Origin of the sequence: Streptomyces sp. NPDC017993 (assembly GCF_044328065.1) — a bacterium.
Classification (GTDB): domain Bacteria; phylum Actinomycetota; class Actinomycetes; order Streptomycetales; family Streptomycetaceae; genus Streptomyces.
The window spans coordinates 213,743-233,167 of the sequence record NZ_JBIRGO010000003.1 but is presented as its reverse complement, the minus strand read 5'-3'; the positions used below and the strand labels follow the sequence as shown (position 1 = coordinate 233,167).

General features: G+C 71.3%; 2 protein-coding genes. Both read left to right on the top strand.

Translation table 11 applies throughout. From position 1 onward, the window contains the following. Position 1: 1 nt before the first annotated feature. On the top strand, positions 2–18,097 hold the full coding sequence (locus tag ACH4FH_RS06255) for a non-ribosomal peptide synthase/polyketide synthase (protein ID WP_398554558.1): 18,096 nt from the start codon (positions 2–4) through the stop codon (positions 18,095–18,097). After that, positions 18,097–19,341, top strand: a complete 1,245-nt coding sequence (gene ccrA / locus ACH4FH_RS06250) for a crotonyl-CoA carboxylase/reductase (RefSeq protein WP_398554557.1) — start codon at positions 18,097–18,099, stop codon at positions 19,339–19,341. Before ACH4FH_RS06255 ends, ccrA begins: the two co-directional genes overlap by 1 nt. Positions 19,342–19,425 lie beyond the last annotated feature (84 nt).

The following is a 19,425-nucleotide window of genomic DNA, read 5'->3' as shown; positions in this document are numbered from 1 at the left end:
CATGACGCAGAACCGGCCTGTGGAGCCCAAGCGTTCCGGCATCGAGGACGTACTGCCCCTGTCGCCGTTGCAGGAGGGGCTGCTGTTCCACTCGCTGCTCAGCGGGGACGGCGCGGACGTCTACACCGTCCAGTTGATGGTGGACCTGGCCGGCCCCCTGGACGGGGCCCGGCTGAGGACCGCGATGGAGACCGTGCTGCGCAGGCACCCGAACCTGCGGGCCGGCTTCCGGTCCGTACGGTCCGGCAAGCCGGTCCAGTTCGTGCCGCGCGCGCTGGAACTCCCCTGGCGGGAGGCCGACCTCAGCGGTCTCCCCGAGGACGAGCGCGCCACCGAACTGGACCGGCTGGCCGACCGGGACCGCGCCGAGCGCTTCGACCTGGCCGCACCGCCGCTGATCCGCTGCCTGCTGGTGGCCCGCGAGGCGGAGCTGCACAGGCTGATCATCACCAACCACCACATCCTGCTCGACGGCTGGTCGATCCCCGTCCTGCTGCGCGAGCTGTTCACCGTCTACGAGCGGGGCGAGACGGCCCTCGCCCCCGCGACCCCCTACCGGCGCTACCTGGAGTGGCTGTCCCGGCAGGACCGCTCGGCGACCGACCGTGCCTGGAGCCGCGCCCTGGACGGCGTGACCGAGCCCACCCGCCTGGCCGCGGCCGCCCCCAGCCGTGAGCCGCGGATGCCCGAGCGCGTGGAGACCCTGCTGTCCGCCGAGGTCGGCGCGGGTATCCAACGGCTCGCCACGGAACACTCGATCACCCTCAACACGGCCGTCCAGGTCGCCTGGGCCGCCCTGCTCGGCCGGCTGACCGGGCGCGACGACGTGGTGTTCGGCACCACCGTGACAGGCCGACCTGCCGAAGTACCCGGGGTCGAGGACATGGTCGGCCTGTTCATCAACACCGTCCCGGTGCGGGTCCGGCTCCAGGACGAACGGCCCTGGACCGAGACCCTCGCCGCGGTGCAGGACGAGCAGTCCGCCCTCGGTGCCCATCAGCACCTGGGCCTCGCGGACATCCAGGCACAGGCCGGGGTCGGTGAACTCTTCGACACCACCGTCCTGGTGGAGAACTATCCGGTTGACCCGGCGACCACGGCCCGCCTCGATTCCGGGCTGCGCCTCGTCGGCGCCAAGGGCCGCGACGCGACCCACTACCCGCTCACCCTGGTCGTCTCCAAGGGCGCGGAGGGTCTGCACGCGCGCCTCGACTACCGCTCCGACCTCCATGACCGTACGACGGCGCAGGCGCTGCTCGCCCGCTTCGAGCGGGTGTTGGGGGCCGTGGTCACCGATCCGGACAGCCGGGCGAGTGAGATGGAGATTCTTTCCGCTGACGAGCGTGGGTTGGTGTTGTCGGGGTGGAACGACTCAGCGTGTGAGGTCCCGGTGGGCTTGCTGCCGGAGTGGTTCGCAGAACAGGTCACACGAACACCTGATGCCCAGGCCATGGTGTGCGGCGAGACGTCACTGACCTACGCCGAGCTGGACGCACGAGCCAACGGAGTGGCCAACGAACTGATCCGGCGAGGAGTAGGCGCAGGGTCGGTAGTAGCACTGGCACTGCCGCGATCGGCGGAATCCGTCATCGCAATGCTGGCGGCCGGGAAGACCGGGGCCGCTTTCTTGCCCCTGGACATGGACTTCCCCGCCGACCGCATCGCCTACATGCTCACCGACGCCGCACCGGCAGCCGTCCTGACCACCAAAGCAACACTGGCGAAACTGCCCGACACCCTGCCCGTGGTGCCCATGGACGGCCTCCCGCCCGCCACCGCCCTCACCGAAGCCCGGCAACTGTCCGCAGACGATCCCGCCTACGTCCTCTACACCTCAGGCTCCACAGGACACCCCAAGGGCGTGGTCATCCCACACGGCGCACTCCGCAACTTCCTGTGGTCCCTGCAGACACAAACCCAGCTCTCCCCCTCGGACCGCTGGCTCGCAGTAACCACCTTCGGATTCGACATCTCCCTCCTCGAAGTGTTCCTCCCCCTGGTAACAGGCGCCACGGTGGTCGTCGCCGACCGCGACGTGGTGCGCGACCCAGCGCAGTTGAGCCGCCTCGTGCGCGCGCAACACGTATCGGTGATGCAGGCGACCCCGAGCCTGTGGCGTGCCGTACTCGAAGCCGCACCGGAGGCCATCGACGGCCTCCGGATTCTCGTCGGCGGCGAGGCACTGGACGCTTCCCTCGCCACAGCACTGGCCGACCGCGCCAAGTCCGTACGCAACATGTACGGACCGACCGAAACCACCATCTGGTCCACCAGCACACCCATCACCAACCACCACGTGACCATCGGCGGCCCGATCGCCAACACCCAGATCTACGTACTCGACAGCCGACTCCGCCCAGTCGCCCCCGGCACCGCCGGAGAGCTGTACATCGCCGGCCACGGCCTGGCACACGGCTACCTCAACCGTCCCAGCCTCACAGCAGGCCGATTCATCGCCGACCCCTTCGGCCCCACCGGCACCCGGATGTACCGCACCGGCGACCTCGCCACATGGTCCACACACGGCACACTGCAATACCTCGGCCGCACCGACGACCAAATCAAACTCCGCGGCCACCGCATCGAACTCGGCGAAATCGAGGACACGCTCGGCTCGGCCGAAGGCGTCGCCCAGGCAGTCGCCGCGGTCCGTGAGGACTCCCCCGGCGACAAGCGGCTGGTCGGCTATGCGGTCCCGGTCTCCCCCGGCGCTCCGCTCGATGTCGACGCCATACGCCGTCACGCTGCCGGTCTGCTTCCCTCGTACATGGTTCCTTCGGTGGTCATGGCGCTGGACTCGGTGCCGCTGACGCCGAACGGCAAGACCGACCGCAAAGCACTGCCCGCCCCGGACACCACGAGCGGCACCACCCGCGAACCGCGCACCCCACAGGAAGAAATCCTGTGCGGACTGTTCGCCGAAGTCCTCGGCATCACCCAGGTCGGCATCGACGACAGCTTCTTCGACCTCGGCGGCCACTCACTCCTCGCCACCCGACTCGTCTCACGAATCCGCACCGCCCTCGGAACCGAACTCCCCATCCGCGCCCTCTTCGAGACCCCCACCATCGCCCAACTCGCACCCCACCTGAACCACGCCGCCACCGCACGCACCCCGCTCGTCCGCCAAGAACGCCCCGAAACCATCCCGCTCTCCTACGGACAGCGCCGACTGTGGTTCATCAACCGCATGGACCCCGGTGGCTCGCACTACAACATGTCCATGGCGCTGCGGCTGCGCGGTGCCCTCGACCAGGACGCGCTGCGCTCCGCGCTCGCCGACGTGGTGACCCGCCACGAGAGCCTGCGCACCGTCTTCCCGGAGAGTGCGGGAGAGCCGCACCAGCTGGTCCTCGATGCCGCCGACGCCACGGGCACCGTCCTGCGCCGCGACCGGACGACCGAGGCCGGGCTGACGGAGAAGGTCGCCGCGGCCGTCCGGCAAGGCTTCGACCTGACCACCGAGATCCCGCTGCGAGCAACGCTGTTGGCCCTGGGGCCGGACCAGCACGTGCTGGTGATCGTGCTGCACCACATCGCCGGCGACGGCTGGTCGATGCGGCCGCTCGGCCGGGATCTCGGCGAGGCGTACACCGCCCGCTGCGCCGGCAACGCCCCCCGGTGGGCGCCACTCCCCGTCCAGTACGCCGACTACGCCCTGTGGCAGCGGGAGACGTTCGGCGACGAGAACGACCAGGACAGCCCCGCTGCCCGGCAACTGGCCCACTGGAAGAGCGAACTCGACGGCCTTCCTGAGGAATTGGACCTGCCCTACGACAGGCAGCGGCCGTCCACCGGCACCCACCGCGGCGACCACATCGGCTTCGAGCTGGATGCCCAGCTGCACCGCAGGCTGCTCGCGCTCGGCCGGCAGAGCGGCACCAGCCTCTTCATGGTGTTCCAGGCGGCCCTGGCCACCCTGCTCACCCGCCTCGGCGCCGGTGGCGACATCCCCATCGGCACTCCGGTCGCGGGGCGCACCGACGACGCCACCGAGGAACTGGTGGGTGTCTTCATCAATGAGCTGGTGCTGCGCACCGACACATCGGGCGCGCCCACCTTCCGTCAGCTGCTCGCCCGCGTCCGGGAGACCGACCTCGCCGCCTACGCCCACCAGGACGTGCCGTTCGAGCGGCTCGTGGAGGAGCTGAACCCGGAGCGGTCGCTCGCCCGCCACCCGCTGTTCCAGGTGTCCCTCTCCCTGCAGAACGCCGCGCAGGCCGTACTGAACCTGCCTGGCCTGGAGATCAGCCCGGTGGAGCGCGACAGCGATGTGGCGCGCTTCGACCTGTCGTTCACCCTCGGGGAGCGGCGCGCCGAGGACGGCACTCCCGACGGGATGCGCGCACAGGCCGCGTACTCCACCGACTTGTTCGAGCGGTCGACGGTCGAGTCGATGGTGACCCGGTTCGTGCGGCTGCTGAATGCCGCTGCCGCCGAACCCGACCGCTCCATAGGCGACTTCGAGATCCTGGCCGCCGACGAGCGGCGCGATCTGCTCGTGCGCCGCAACGACACGGTGCACGAGGTGCCGTCGGACACCCTGCCGCGGCTCTTCGAGCAGCAGGTGGCGCGTGCCCAGGACGCTCCCGCGGTGGTCCACGGCCCGGAAGAGCTGAGCTACGCGCAGCTCAATGCCCGCGCCAACCGGCTGGCCAGACTGCTGATCCGGCACGGTGCGGGCCCCGAGTCGCTCGTCGCCCTCGCCCTGCCGCGTTCGCTCGACGCGGTGGTCGCGATGCTGGCGGCCGGCAAGTCCGGTGCCGGGTATCTCCCGCTGGACATCGAAGCGCCCGACGGCCGACTGGACTTCATCCGTGAGGACGCCGCCCCGGCCCTGCTGGTGACCACCGAAGGGGTCCTCGCCCAGGTACCGCGCCTGGCAGAGGGGCCCGAGCGGCTCCTCGTCCTGGATGCGCAGGATGTCAGGGCCGCCCTGCGGGGCATGTCCCCCGAAGACCTGTCCGACGGTGACCGGGCGGCCCCCGCCTCACCCGCACACACGGCCTACGTCATCTACACCTCCGGTTCCACCGGAGCCCCCAAGGGTGTGCTGATCGAGCAACGCGCGATCGCCGGCTACGCGGTGCGCGCCGCCGCTGTTTACCCGGGACTGTCCGGCCGTACGCTGCTGCACTCGTCCCTCTCCTTCGACCTCGGCCTGACCACGCTGTACGGCACCCTGCTGGCCGGCGGCTGTGTGCACGTCGCCGAGTTGGACGAGCGGCTCGCCGTTCCGGGCGGACTCACCTTCCTCAAGGTGACCCCCAGCCATCTGCCGGTCCTGGAGCTGCTGCCGGACGTCCTGGCCCGGGACGCCGCTCTGATGACCGGGGGCGAGGCACTGCGCGGCGAACAGCTCGCCCCCTGGCGCGCCGGCCGTCCCGATCTGACGCTCGTCAACCACTACGGCCCGACCGAGACGACGGTCGGCTGCCTCGACCATCGGATCAGCCCTGAACTCACTGCCGTTGAGGGACCGGTGCCGTTGGGCGGGCCGATGTGGAACACCAGGGTCTATGTGCTGGATGCCCGGCTGCGGCCGGTGCCGGACGGCACCGTGGGCGAGCTCTATGTAGCGGGACCCGGTGTCGCACGCGGCTACGCCAACCGGCCGGGTCTGACCTCCGAGCGGTTCGTCGCCGATCCGTACGGTACGGCCGGATCGCGGATGTACCGCACCGGCGACCGGGCACGCTGGAACACCGGCGGGGCCCTGGAGTTCGTCGGCCGCGCCGACGACCAGATCAAGATCCGGGGCTTCCGCATCGAGCTGGGCGAGGTCGAGTCGGCGCTGCTCACCGTGCCCGGCGTCGGCTCCGCCGCCGCCGCGGTGCGTGAGGACCGGCCGGGAGACAAGCGACTGGTGGCGTATGTCGTTCCCGACTCCTCGGACACGCCCGCCCGCGTCGACGCGACCGCCGTTCGCGGCCACCTGGGCCGCTCCCTCGCCGCGTACATGGTCCCCAATGAGGTGATGGTCCTCGGCGCACTGCCGCTCACCGCCAACGGAAAGGTGGACCGCCGGGCGCTGCCGGCCCCCGACCTCACCCATGTCCCGGTGGGACGCGCGCCGCGCACCCCCGAGGAAGAGGTGCTGTGCGGCCTGTTCGCCGATGTGCTCGGCGTCGGAGGGGTCGGCGTCGACGACAACTTCTTCCACCTGGGCGGCCACTCCCTGCTGGCGACCAGGCTCGCCAACCGGGTCCGCTCCACGCTCGACGTGGAACTCCCGCTGCGTGCGCTGTTCGAGACGCCGACGGTGGCGGGGCTCGCCCGGCTGCTCGACGCCGCGGAGCGGGCGCGCCCGGCACTCGTCCCGGCCACCCGCCCGGACCCGGTGCCCGTTTCGTACGCCCAGCGTCGCCTGTGGTTCCTCAACCAGCTCGACACCAGCAGCTCGCTCTACAACGTTCCGGCCGTGCTGCGGCTGCGCGGCGAGCTGGACCGCGAGGCCATGCGGCTCGCGGTGCGCGACGTGGTGAGCCGCCACGAGTCCCTGCGCACCGTGTTCCCCGAGGTGGACGGTGAGCCACGTCAGGTGGTGCTCGACGACCGGGAGCACCTGCTGGACATTCCCGTGCGGCACGGGGCGGGCGAGGACGTCCGCCCGCTGCTCGACGAACTGACCGCCCGCGGGTTCGACCTCGCCACGGAACCGCCGCTGCGGGCCACGCTGCTCGCGGCCGGACCGGGCGAGCATCTGCTGGTGCTGGTGCTGCACCACATCGCGAGTGACGCCTGGTCGTGGCGGCCGCTCGCCGCCGACCTGGCCACCGCCTATCAGGCGCGCACCGGCGGCGCCGCCCCCCGGTGGGCGCCGCTGCCGGTCCAGTACGCCGACTACACGCTGTGGCAGCGGGACATGCTCGGTGAGGAGACCGACCCCGAGAGCGCCATTTCGCGCCAGCTCTCCTACTGGACCGAGGCGCTGGCCGGACTGCCCGAGGAGTTGAATCTGCCGGCCGACCGGCAGCGCCCGGCAGCGGGAGCACAGCGAGCGGAGAAGCTGGGCTTCTCCCTCGACGCCGCACTGCACCGCCGGCTGCTGGACCTGGGCGCCACCACCGGCACCAGCTTGTTCATGGTGTTCCAGACCGCACTGGCCACCACCCTGTCGCGGCTCGGCGGAGAGACAGACATCCCTATCGGCGCGCCCATCGCCGGTCGCACCGACGATGCTCTCGACGACCTGGTGGGCTTCTTCCTCAACACCTTGGTGCTGCGCACCGACACGTCGGGGGAGCCCACTTTCCGTGAGCTGCTCGGGCGCGTCCGGGAGACCGACCTCGCTGCCTACGCACACCAGGACGTGCCGTTCGAGCGGCTCGTGGAGGAGCTGAACCCGACCCGGTCACTCACCCGCCACCCCCTGTTCCAGGTGACGCTGACGGTGCAGAACACCCAGGGCGCCGAGCTGGAACTCCCGGGGCTGACGCTCGTCCCCGAGCGCGGCGAGAGCCAGTGGGCCAGATTCGACCTCTCCTTCGGCATGGCCGAGCGCAGCGCCTCGAACGGGACCCCCGACGGGATCGACGGCGTGCTCGAATACGCCGCCACGCTTTTCGACCACACGACGGTGCAGACACTGCTCGACCGCTTCGAGCGGGTGTTGCGCGCGATGGCCGCCGACCCGGACCGGACGATCGGCAGCGTGGAACTGCTCTCGGCTGACGAGCGTGGGTTGGTGTTGTCGGGGTGGAACGACTCGGCGTCTGAGGTCCCGGTGGGCTTGCTGCCGGAGTGGTTCGCAGAACAGGTCACGCGAACACCCGATGCCCAGGCCATGGTGTGCGGCGAGACGTCACTGACATACGCCGAGCTGGACGCACGAGCCAACGGGGTGGCCAACGAACTGATCCGGCGAGGAGTAGGCGCGGGGTCGGTGGTCGCGCTGGCGCTGCCGCGATCGGCGGAATCCGTCATCGCGATGCTGGCGGCCGGGAAGACCGGGGCCGCATTCCTCCCCCTGGACATGGACTTCCCCGCAGACCGCATCGCCTACATGCTCACCGACGCCGCACCGGCAGCCGTCCTGACCACCAAAGCCACACTGGCGAAACTGCCCGACACCCTGCCCGTGGTCCCCATGGACGGCCTCCCGCCCGCCACCACCCTCACAGAAGCAGCCCGGCAACTGTCCGCAGACGATCCCGCCTACGTCCTCTACACCTCAGGCTCCACAGGACACCCCAAGGGCGTGGTCATCCCACACGGCGCACTCCGCAACTTCCTGTGGTCCCTGCAGACACAAACGCAGCTCTCCCCCTCGGACCGCTGGCTCGCAGTAACCACCTTCGGATTCGACATCTCCCTCCTCGAAGTGTTCCTCCCCCTGGTCGTAGGCGCCACGGTGGTCGTCGCCGACCGCGACGTGGTGCGCGACCCAGCGCAGTTGAGCCGACTGGTACGCGCTGAACGTGCATCGGTGATGCAGGCGACCCCGAGCCTGTGGCGTGCCGTACTCGAAGCCGCACCGGAGGCCATCGACGGCCTGCGGATTCTCGTCGGCGGCGAGGCACTGGACGCTTCCCTCGCCACAGCACTGGCCGACCGCGCCAAGTCCGTACGCAACATGTACGGACCGACCGAAACCACCATCTGGTCCACCAGCACACCCATCACCAACCACCACGTGACCATCGGCGGCCCGATCGCCAACACCCAGATCTACGTACTCGACAGCCGACTCCGCCCAGTCGCCCCCGGCACCGCCGGAGAGCTGTACATCGCCGGCCACGGCCTGGCACACGGCTACCTCAACCGTCCCGGCCTCACAGCAGGCCGATTCATCGCCGACCCCTTCGGCCCCACCGGCACACGGATGTACCGCACCGGCGACCTCGCCACATGGTCCACACACGGCACCCTGCAATACCTCGGCCGCACCGACGACCAAATCAAACTCCGCGGCCACCGCATCGAACTCGGCGAAGTCGAAGCCCAGTTGTGTGCCGTCCCGAATGTCACGGGTGCCGTCGCGGCCGTCGTGAACGGGCCCGGCGGACATGCACAGCTCGTCGGCTACGTCACGGGCACCGACGACACCGAGGCGGTGCGGCGGACGCTGTCGGCCGTACTTCCCGCCTACATGGTTCCGTCGGTGGTCATGGCGCTGGACTCGGTGCCCCTGACACCGAACGGCAAGACCGACCGCAAAGCCCTGCCCGCCCCGGACACCACGAGCGGCACCACCCGCGAACCGCGCACCCCACAGGAAGAAATCCTGTGCGGACTGTTCGCCGAAGTCCTCGGCATCACCCAGGTCGGCATCGACGACAGCTTCTTCGACCTCGGCGGCCACTCACTCCTCGCCACCCGACTCGTCTCACGAATCCGCACCGCCCTCGGAACCGAACTCCCCATCCGCGCCCTCTTCGAGACCCCCACCATCGCCCAACTCGCACCCCACCTGAACCACGCCGACACCGCACGCACCCCGCTCGTCCGCCAAGAACGCCCCGAAACCATCCCGCTCTCCTACGGACAGCGCCGACTGTGGGTGCTCGACCAGCTGGAGGAAGCTGGTCCGCTCTACCACCTGCCGCTCGTCGCCCGGCTGCGCGGTGCCCTCGACCGGGACGCCCTGCGCGCGGCGCTCGCCGACGTGGCGACCCGCCACGAGAGCCTGCGCACCGTCTTCCGGACGTCCGGAGGACAGCCCCGGCAGGTCGTCCTCGACCCCGGCGCGGCCCGGCCCGCGCTGCGGGTGGCGGAAATCGAGGAGTCCGGAATCGGCCAGGCCGTCACCGCGGCTCGGAACGAGAGCTTCCGTCTCGACACCGACCTTCCGCTGCGGGCCACCCTGCTGGCCGTGGGGCCGGACGAGCACGTGCTGGTGATCGTGCTGCACCACATCGCCGGCGACGCCTGGTCGATGCGGCCGCTCGTGCGCGACCTCAGCGAGGCGTACACCGCCCGCTGCGCCGGCAACGCCCCCCGGTGGGCGCCGCTCCCCGTCCAGTACGCCGACTACGCCCTGTGGCAGCGGGAACTCCTCGGTGCCGGAGACCCGGACGGTGAGGCGGCTCGTCAACTGGCCTACTGGGCCGGGGCGCTCAAGGACCTGCCCGAGGACCTCGCGCTGCCCGCCGACCGGCCGCGGCCGGCGGAGGCCGGCCACCGGGGCGGGCTGGTCCCGTTCGCACTGGACGCTGAGCTGCACGGACAGCTGCTGGAACTGGCTCGGTCGGGCCAGGCGACGGTGTTCATGGTGCTCCAGGCCGCGCTGGCCGCCCTGCTGACCCGGCTGGGCGCGGGCACCGACATCCCCATCGGCACCCCGGTCTCGGGGCGCGGAGACGTTGCCACGGAGGAGCTGGTCGGCTTCTTCGTGAACACGCTGGTGCTGCGCAACGACACCGACCGCAACCCGTCGTTCCGTGAGCTGTTGGCCCGGGTCAGGGAGACGGATCTGGCGGCCTACGCCCACCAGGACGTGCCGTTCGAGCGGCTCGTCGACGCGCTGGGCGTCAAACGCTCGCTGGCCCGGCACCCGCTCTTCCAAGTGATGCTCGTCCTCGACAACTTCAGCCGCGCGGAAGCCGGCCTGGAGGGCCTGCGCAGCGTGGGGGGCATCGAGGCACCGTCGGCGGAAGGGCCGGGCAGGGCGAAGTTCGATCTGTCCCTGCGGGTGTCGGAGCGCCTCGCCGAAACCGGCGACCCGGCCGGCATGGCCGGAAGTTTCTCCTACGCGATGGACCTGTTCGACCGCTCGACGGTCGAGGAGATGGCAGCCGGCTTCCTACGCCTGCTGAAGACAGTGGTGGCCGACCCCGATCGGCCGATCGGAGAGGTGGAGAGTGTGGGTACACAGGAGCGCCAGGTGCTGCCATCGGGCCTGAACGGCACCGGGCCGGCGCCGCTCGAGCAGACGGTGCCGCAGATGATCGAGGCGCAGGCGGCCCGTACCCCGGACGCCCCCGCGGTCGAATGCGGTGACCTGAGCGTCTCGTACGCGGAACTGAACGCGCGGGCCAACCGCCTCGCCCATCTGCTGATCGGGCGCGGCGCCGGGCCCGAGAGCGTGGTCGCGCTGATGGTGCCGCGGTCGGTGGAGATGATCGTCGCGGTGCTCGCGGTGCTGAAGTCCGGCGCCGCGTACCTGCCCGTCGACAGCGCGTACCCGGCCGACCGGATCGCCTACATGCTCGACGACGCGCGCCCGTCGCTGGTGGTCTGCACCGCGGCGGCCGAGGGCAGCGTGACCGGCTCCGCCGCGCCGGCCCATATCGTCCTCGACGGCGCGGACACCGTGGCCGAACTCGTCTCGCACTCCGACACCGACCCCGTGGACGCCGACCGCACCGCGCCGCTCACCGCGCGCACCCCGGCGTATGTCATCTACACCTCGGGGTCCACCGGGCGGCCCAAGGGCGTTGTCGTGGAGCATCACGGCGTCCCCAACCTGGTGCGGGCCCGCATCGAGCCCTACGCGATGGGCCCTGGCAGCCGCGTGCTCCAGTTCGCCTCGCTGAGCTTCGACGCCGCGATCTCCGAAATATGCACCCCGCTCAGCTCGGGCGCGTGCCTGGTCCTCGGACCCGCCGACATGCTCGACCAGGTCGCCGAACTGCCCGAGCTGATCCGCACCCACGGCGTCACGCATGCGACCCTGCCGCCCGCCGTGCTGAGCCGGCTCTCCGCCGACAGCCTTCCCTCGGTCCGCACCCTCGTCATCGCGGGCGAGGCCGCCCAGCCGGGGCTCGTGCCGGAATGGGCGCCCGGGCGCCGGATGTTCAACGCTTACGGCCCGACCGAGACCACCGTCTCCTGCACCATGGCCGGCCCCCTGCCGGCCGAGCCCGGAGTGCCGCCGATCGGCAGCGCGCTCCCGAACACCCGGACGTACGTGCTGGATGACGCCCTTCGGCCGGTCGACACCGGCGAGACCGGTGAGCTGTACGTCGCCGGAGCCGGTGTGGCGCGTGGCTACCTCGGCCGGGCCGCGCTGACCGGTGAGCGGTTCGTGGCCGACCCGTTCGGCCCCGCCGGAACCCGGATGTACCGCACCGGCGATGTGGTCCGTCGCCGTGCGGACGGCGCCCTCGAATTCGCCGGCCGCGCCGACGACCAGGTCAAGATACGCGGCTACCGCATCGAGCTCGGCGAGGTCCAGGAAGCGCTCGCGTCCTGCCCCGGTGTCGGCGAGGCGGTCGTGGTGGTCCGCGAGGACGAGCCCGGCCGACAGCGGCTGGCCGGCTATCTCACACCGGCGCCCGGAGCCGGCCTGGACACCGCGCCCGTCCGCGCCCGGCTGGCGGAGACCCTGCCCGCGTACATGGTCCCGTCGTCCCTCGTGGTGCTCGACCGCATCCCGCTGACCGTCAACGGCAAGGTCGACCGCGCGGCGCTGCCCGCCCCGGCCGACCACGCACCGTCCCCGGCCACGAGCGGCGGCCCGCGCGGCCGCCGCGAGGAGATCCTCTGCCGCGTGGTCGCCGAGGTGCTCGGTCTGCCGCGGGCGGGCGTCGACGACAACTTCTTCGCCCTGGGCGGCGACAGCATCTCCGCACTCCAGGTGGCCAGCCGGGCGCGGCAGGCCGGGCTGGTCCTGTCGCCCCGCGACGTCTTCCGTCACCAGACGGTGGCCGAACTGGCACCGGCCGCCAAGGAGACCGAGCAGGAGCGGGAGCGCCGCCCCGACGACGGTGTCGGAGCGGTACCGCCCACTCCCGTGCTGCGCTGGCTGGCCCAGCGCCGCGGCCCGATCCAGGGCCTCAACCAGGCGGTGCTGCTGCGCGTGCCCGACCTCGGGCAGGAGCCCCTGGCCACCGCGGTCCAGACCGTCCTCGACCACCACGACGCGCTGCGCGTCAAACTGGTCGGCTCCAGCACGGGCGTGACCTGGGGACTCACCGTGCAGCCTCGCGGCGGCGTCCGGGCCCAGGACCGGATCACCCGCGTCGATGTGAGCGGGTTCCCCGACGACCCCACGGACCCGGGGCTGACCGCGCTGGTGACCGAGCAGGGCGAGGCCGCCCGCCGTCGTCTCGATCCGGAATCCGGAGCCGTCCTCGAACTGGTCTGGTTCGACGGCGGTCCCGGCCGGCCCGGCCGGCTGCTGGTGGTCGCGCACCACCTGATCGTCGACGGCGTGTCCTGGCGCGTCCTGCTGCCCGACCTGGCGGCGGCATGGCAGGCGGCGGCCGCCGGTGAGACCCCGGAACTCGCCCCGGTCGGCACCTCGCTGCGGCGCTGGGCCCAGCTGCTCCTCGCCGAGGGCCAGAACCCCGAGCGGGCCGCCGAACTCGACCTGTGGACAGGGATGTTCGACGGGCCGGACCCGCGCCTGGGCGCACAGCGCCTCGACGCCTCCCGCGACACCCGCGGCACGGCCCGGTACCTGTCCGTGAACCTGCCCGCCGAGACCACGGGCGCGCTGCTCACCGAGGTGCCGGAGAAGTTCCAGGCACAGATCAACGATGTCCTGCTGACCGGCTTCGCCCTCGCCGTGGCCCGCTGGCGCGAGCGCAACGGCTGGGGCACCGACAGCTCGGTGCTGGTCGACGTGGAGGCCCACGGTCGGGAGGAGATCGCCGAGGACATCGACCTGTCCCGTACCGTCGGCTGGTTCACCAGCATCCACCCGATGCGGCTGGACCCGGGCGCCCTCGACACCGACCAGGCGTTCGCGGGCGGCGCGGCCGTCGTCACGGCCCTCAAGGAGGTCAAGGAGCAGATCCGCGCGGTGCCGGACAACGGCCTCGGATACGGACTGCTTCGCTACCTCAACCCCGACACCGCGGGCCTGCTCGCGCCGCTCGGCTCCCCGCAGATCGGGTTCAACTATCTGGGGCGCACCCACACCGGTGCCCTGAAGACCTCGACGTCCGAGAGCGGCGAGGGCTGGACCGGCGAGAGCGGGATGGATGCCCGGGTCGTGCCGTCCGACGAGGCGATGCCCTTCGCGCACTCTCTGGAGGTCAGCGCGGTCACCCGGGAAACCGACGACGGACCGCGGCTGAACGCCACCGTCTCCTGGCCTGCCGCCCTGTTCTCCCAGGACGAGATCCAGGACCTGCTCGACACCTGGTGCGCGGCGCTGCGCGCCCTGGCGGACCGGGCCCGCACCGCACGCTCCGGCGGCCTCACCCCCTCCGACCTGCCGCTCGTCTCGCTCTCCCAGAGCGAGATCGATGAACTGGAGGCCCGACCCGGCGGAGTGGAGGACGTGCTGCCGCTCTCGCCGCTCCAGGAGGGACTGCTCTTCCACGCGCTCTACGCCGACGCCGGCCCCGATGTCTACGCCATGCAGCTGGCCGTCGACCTGGAAGGTCCGCTGGACACCGAGGGCCTCCGTGCCGCGGGGCAGGCCCTGCTCGAACGCCACCCGAACCTGCGTGCCCGGTTCCACCACCGCACCGGCGGCCAGGCCGTCCAGGTCATCCAGTCCACGGTGCGGCTCGCCTGGGACGAGGTGGACCTCTCCACTGCGGACGAGCCGACCGCGCAGGCCGAGCTGACCCGGCTCACCGATGAGGCCCGCAACGAGCGCTTCGACCTCACCGCCCCGCCGCTGGTGCGGTTCCTGCTGATCCGCCTCGGCACCGACCGGCACCGCCTGCTGATCCTCAAGCACCACATCGTGCTGGACGGCTGGTCCATGCCGCTGTTCCTGCGTGACCTGGTCACCCTCTATCACCGCGGCGCCGACCGGTCGGCGCTGCCGCCGGTCGTCCCGTACCGCAGCTATCTGGCCTGGCTGGCCGAGCAGGACACCGAGGCGACGCAGGACGCGTGGCACCGTGCGCTGACCGGGATCACCGAGCCCACACTGCTGGCGCCCGCCGGCGCCGGAGCCCCCACCGAGCTGCCCCAGGACGTGTCACTCCAACTCTCCACCGAGCTGACGGCGGCCCTCCAGGAGCACGCGGTCACGTCCTCGGTGACTCTGAGCACCGTCCTGCAGAGCGCCTGGGGCGTCCTCCTCGGACGGCTGCTCGGACGGGACGACGTGGTGTTCGGCACCACCGTCTCCGGCCGTCCGCCGGAGATCCCCGGAATCGAGTCCATCGTCGGCCTGTTCATCAACACCCTGCCGGTGCGGGTGCGCCTGGACCTGGCCGAGAGCTGGTCGGACCTGGTTTCCCGGGTCCAGGAGGAACAGACCGCCCTCAGCGCCCACCACCACATCGGCCTCGCCGAGATCCAGCAGCACACCGGCTTCTCCGAACTCTTCGACACCCTCATGGTGTACGAGAACTTCCCCGTCCCCACGGGCGGTGAACAGCAGGCCACTGCCCTGCGGGCCACGGCGGTGGAGGGCCGCGCGGCCTCGCACTACCCGCTGTCCCTGATCGCCTCCATGGGCGGCAAGGGGCTCGGCCTCCGCCTCGACTACCGGCCCGAACTCTTCGACAGCGACGTCGTCGAGGGCCTGCTGGGCCGTCTGGTGCGGGTGCTCGAGGAAATCGCCGCCGACCCCCGGAAGCCTGTCGGCACCCTCGACGTCCTGGCAGCCGGCGAGCGGGAGCAGCTGGTCGACGGCTGGAACGGCGGCCCGCTGACCGTGCCGACCGACCCGCCGACGATCACCCGCAGATTCGCCGAGACCGTGGCTCAGGGCCCCGACGACATCGCGGTCCGCCTCGGCGCCCGACGCCTGACCTATCGCGAACTGGACGAGGAGGCCAACCGGCTGGCCCGGATCCTGGTGAACCGGGGCGTGCGACCTGAGGACCGGGTCGGGGTACTGCTCGACCGTTCCACCGAACTGATCGCCGCCGTACTGGCGGTGCTGAAGGCCGGCGCGGTCTATGTGCCGCTGGAGCCCAACTACCCGGACGAGCGGGTGCGGCTGCTGCTCGCCGAGACCTCCTCCCCGGTGCTGCTGACCGACGAGCGACGTGCCGCCGGCTGGACGGCGAAGCTCGCGAACCAGGTGCAGGTCGTCGCGGTCGACGGCGCCGAGGGGGCGGACGACCGGGACCGCACCGCGCCGGACGTCACCGTGCTGCCGGACCAGCTCGCGTATGTGATCTACACGTCCGGGTCCACCGGCGCCCCCAAGGGCGTCGCGGTCAGCCACCGCAATGTCGTCGAGCTCGCCGCCGACCACTGGTGGCGGATGGACCGCACCCACCGGGTGCTGTTCCACTCCCCGCACGCCTGGGACGTCTCCACCCTGGAGTGGTGGGTCCCGCTGCTCAACCATGGTGAAGTCGTGATCGCGCCGCCCGGCAAGGTCGACCTCGAGGCGATCGCCACGCTCGTCGTCGAGGAGGAGATCACCGGACTGTGGGCGTCGGGCGGCTTGTTCCGCCTGCTCGCCGAGACACACCCGGAATGCTTCGCCGGCCTGGTCGAGGTCCGTACCGGCGGGGACGTGGTGCCCGCGTACGCCGTGCGCAAGGCCCTGGCGGCCGTCACGGACACGGTCGTCACCGCCGGGTACGGCCCGACCGAGACGACCGTGTTCTCCACCCGCCACTCCATGCTCCCCGGGGACGAGGTACCGGAGAGCGTGCCCATCGGCGCCCCGCTCGACGAGACCAGGGCGTACGTCCTGAGCCCCGGCCTCGAACCGGTGCCGGTCGGCGTGGTCGGCGAGCTGTACCTGGCCGGTTCCGGGGTGGCCCGCGGCTACGAGAACAACCCGGGGATGACTGCCGAGCGTTTCGTCGCCGACCCTTACGGCGACCCCGGCACCCGTATGTACCGCACCGGCGACCTGGTGCGTTGGCGCGCCGACGGGCTGATGGAGTTCGTCGGCCGGGTCGACGAGCAGGTCAAGCTGCGCGGATTCCGCGTCGAGCTGCGGGAGGTCGAGGTCGCCCTCAGCTCCTACCCCGGCATCGGCCAGGCTGTTGCCCTGGTCCGCGAGGACCGGCCCGGCGACAAGCGGCTCGTCGGATACGTGGTGCCGGACGCCGGCGCCCCCTCCCCCGACCTGTCCGCGCTCAAGACCCAACTCGCCGGGCAGCTACCCGAGTTCATGGTTCCCTCCGCTCTCGTCGTGCTCGACGTGCTACCGCTGACCGCGCACACCAAGCTGGACCGCAAGGCGCTGCCGGCGCCTGAGCAGCAGGCGGAGCGGGTGAGCCGGCCGCGCAGCCCCCAGGAGGAGGTGCTGTGCGCCCTGTTCGCGGAGGCTCTCGGGGTGCCGGAAGTCGGCATCGACGACGAGTTCTTCCTGCTGGGCGGCAACTCACTGCTCGCCGCCTCCCTCGTCAGCCGGATCCGAACGGTGCTCGGCTCCGAGCTGAGCGTGCAGGCACTGTTCACCGCGCCCAGCGTGCGGGGGCTCTCCCGGCGGCTCGAAGCCGGCACGGGCCCCGACGAACAGAACGGCCTGGAGGTGCTGTTGCCGCTGCGTTCCCGCGGCACCGAGCCCGCCCTGTTCTGCTTCCATGCGGGTGGCGGACTGAGCTGGCGCTACGCCGGGCTGCTGCGCCATGTGCCGGCGTCCCACCCGGTCCTCGGCCTCCAGGCCCGCGCCTTCAGTACCCCGGGCTATCTGCCCGGCAGCATCGAGGAGATCGCGGACGACTTCGTCGACCGGATGCGCGCTGTGCAGCCCAGTGGCCCGTACCACCTGCTCGGGTGGTCGTTCGGCGGCCTGGTCGCGCATGCCGTGGCCACCCGCCTCCAGTCGGACGGCGACGAGGTCGGCCTGCTCACCATCCTGGACTCGTTCCCGGTACAGGCCCCCGGCCAGGCGCCGGTCGGCCCGGCCGGTGAGGACCTGATGAGCGCCCTGCTGGAGGCGGCGAACCTCGGCACGGACGAGGGCCGGGGTGAACCGCTCACCCAGGATGCGGTGGCCGAGGCCCTGCGCTCCCAGGACAACCCGCTCACGGACCTGCTGGCCGACCACCTCGCCACGGTCGTCGATACCTTCCGCGGCAACCTCGCGCTGCGCTACGCGTTCACCCCGAAGGTCTTCCAGGGCGACGTCGTGGTCATCGCCGCGGGTGAGGGCAGGCCCGCCGGCTGGACCGGAGCCGAACGGTGGGAGCCGTTCATCGAAGGGCGGGTGCACGGGCACACCGTGTCCTGCCGGCACGAGGGGATGCTCCTGCCCGGCCCGCTCGCCGACATCGGCCACATCGTCTCCGGCCATCTGCGCTCGTACACCGAAGAGGAGGGGTCCTGATGACCCGGGAGATCTGCGACATCGGCCAGCTGCCACCGCTCGGCGAGGTGCCGCGGTACATGCACGCCGCGCTGGTCCGTCCCGAGCGATACGGGCCGCCCGCGCAGGCGCTGGAGGTCGAGCCCGTCGAGGTGCCCCCGGTCGGCCGGGGCCAGGTGCTGGTGATGGTCATGGCCGCCGGTGTGAACTACAACGGGGTGTGGGCGGGCCTCGGCACCCCCGCCGACGTCATCGCCGCCCGCCGCAAGCAAGGCGATCCGCACAACTTCCACATCTCGGGCTCCGAGGGGTCCGGCGTGGTGTGGGCGGTCGGCGAGGGTGCGACCCAGTACAAGGTCGGCGACCATGTCATCGTCGCGGGCGTCAAATGGGACGAGTCGGCCCCCGATATCCGCATGGGTACCGACCCCACGGCCTCCAGGTCCCAGAAGGCCTGGGGTTACGAGCTCAACTTCGGGTCCTTCGCCCAGTTCACGGTCGTCGACGAGTACCAGTGCCACCCCAAGCCCGCGCATCTCAGCTGGGAGGAGGCCGGCTGCTTCCTGGGCGGCGGATCCACCTCGTACCGGATGCTCAACGGCTGGGCGCCACACACCGTCCAGCCCGGTGACCCGGTCCTCATCTGGGGCGGCTCCGGGGGCCTGGGGTCGATGGCCATCCAGATCACCGACCACTTCGGCGGCATCCCCATCGCGGTCGTCTCCGACGACGACAAGGCCGACCACTGCCTGAAGCTGGGGGCCCGCGGAGTCATCAACCGCCGCGACTTCGACCACTGGGGCCGGTTGCCCGACGCCGACGACACCGCGGCGTACGGGCGTTGGCAGCAGGGTGCCCGGGCCTTCGGCCGTGCGATCTGGGACATCCTCGGCGAGCGGCGCTCGCCCCGGATCGTGCTGGAGCACCCCGGCCGGGACACCCTCGCCACTTCGGTGTACGTCTGCGACAACGCCGGCATGGTGGTCACCTGCGCAGGCACCAGCGGCTACAACGGCGACATCGATCTGCGATTCCTCTGGATGTTCCAAAAGCGCCTCCAGGGCTCCCACGCGGCGAACGTGCGGGAGACCAGGGCGGCCATCAACCTGGTGGCCGCCGGCCGTGTCGACCCCTGTCTGAACCTGACGCTGCCGTTCGGGGAGATCGCCCACGCCCATCAGCTCGTGTACGAGAACCGGCACCCGGTCGGAAACACCGCGGTGCTGGTGAACGCCCCCGAGCCGGGTCTGACCGGAATGCCCTGACGCCGGGCGGCAGTTCCGTGGTCAGGCGGTGTCCAGCGCCCCATGTCGGCCCTCTTCTAGCGTGGCGACGTATCCGACCCGGGC

Coding starts and splice junctions, on each gene's coding strand:
- ccrA (WP_398554557.1), top strand. CDS start 18,097: ATGACCCGGGAGATCTGCGACATCGGCCAGCTGCCACCGCTCGGCGAG.
- ACH4FH_RS06255 (WP_398554558.1), top strand. CDS start 2: ATGACGCAGAACCGGCCTGTGGAGCCCAAGCGTTCCGGCATCGAGGAC.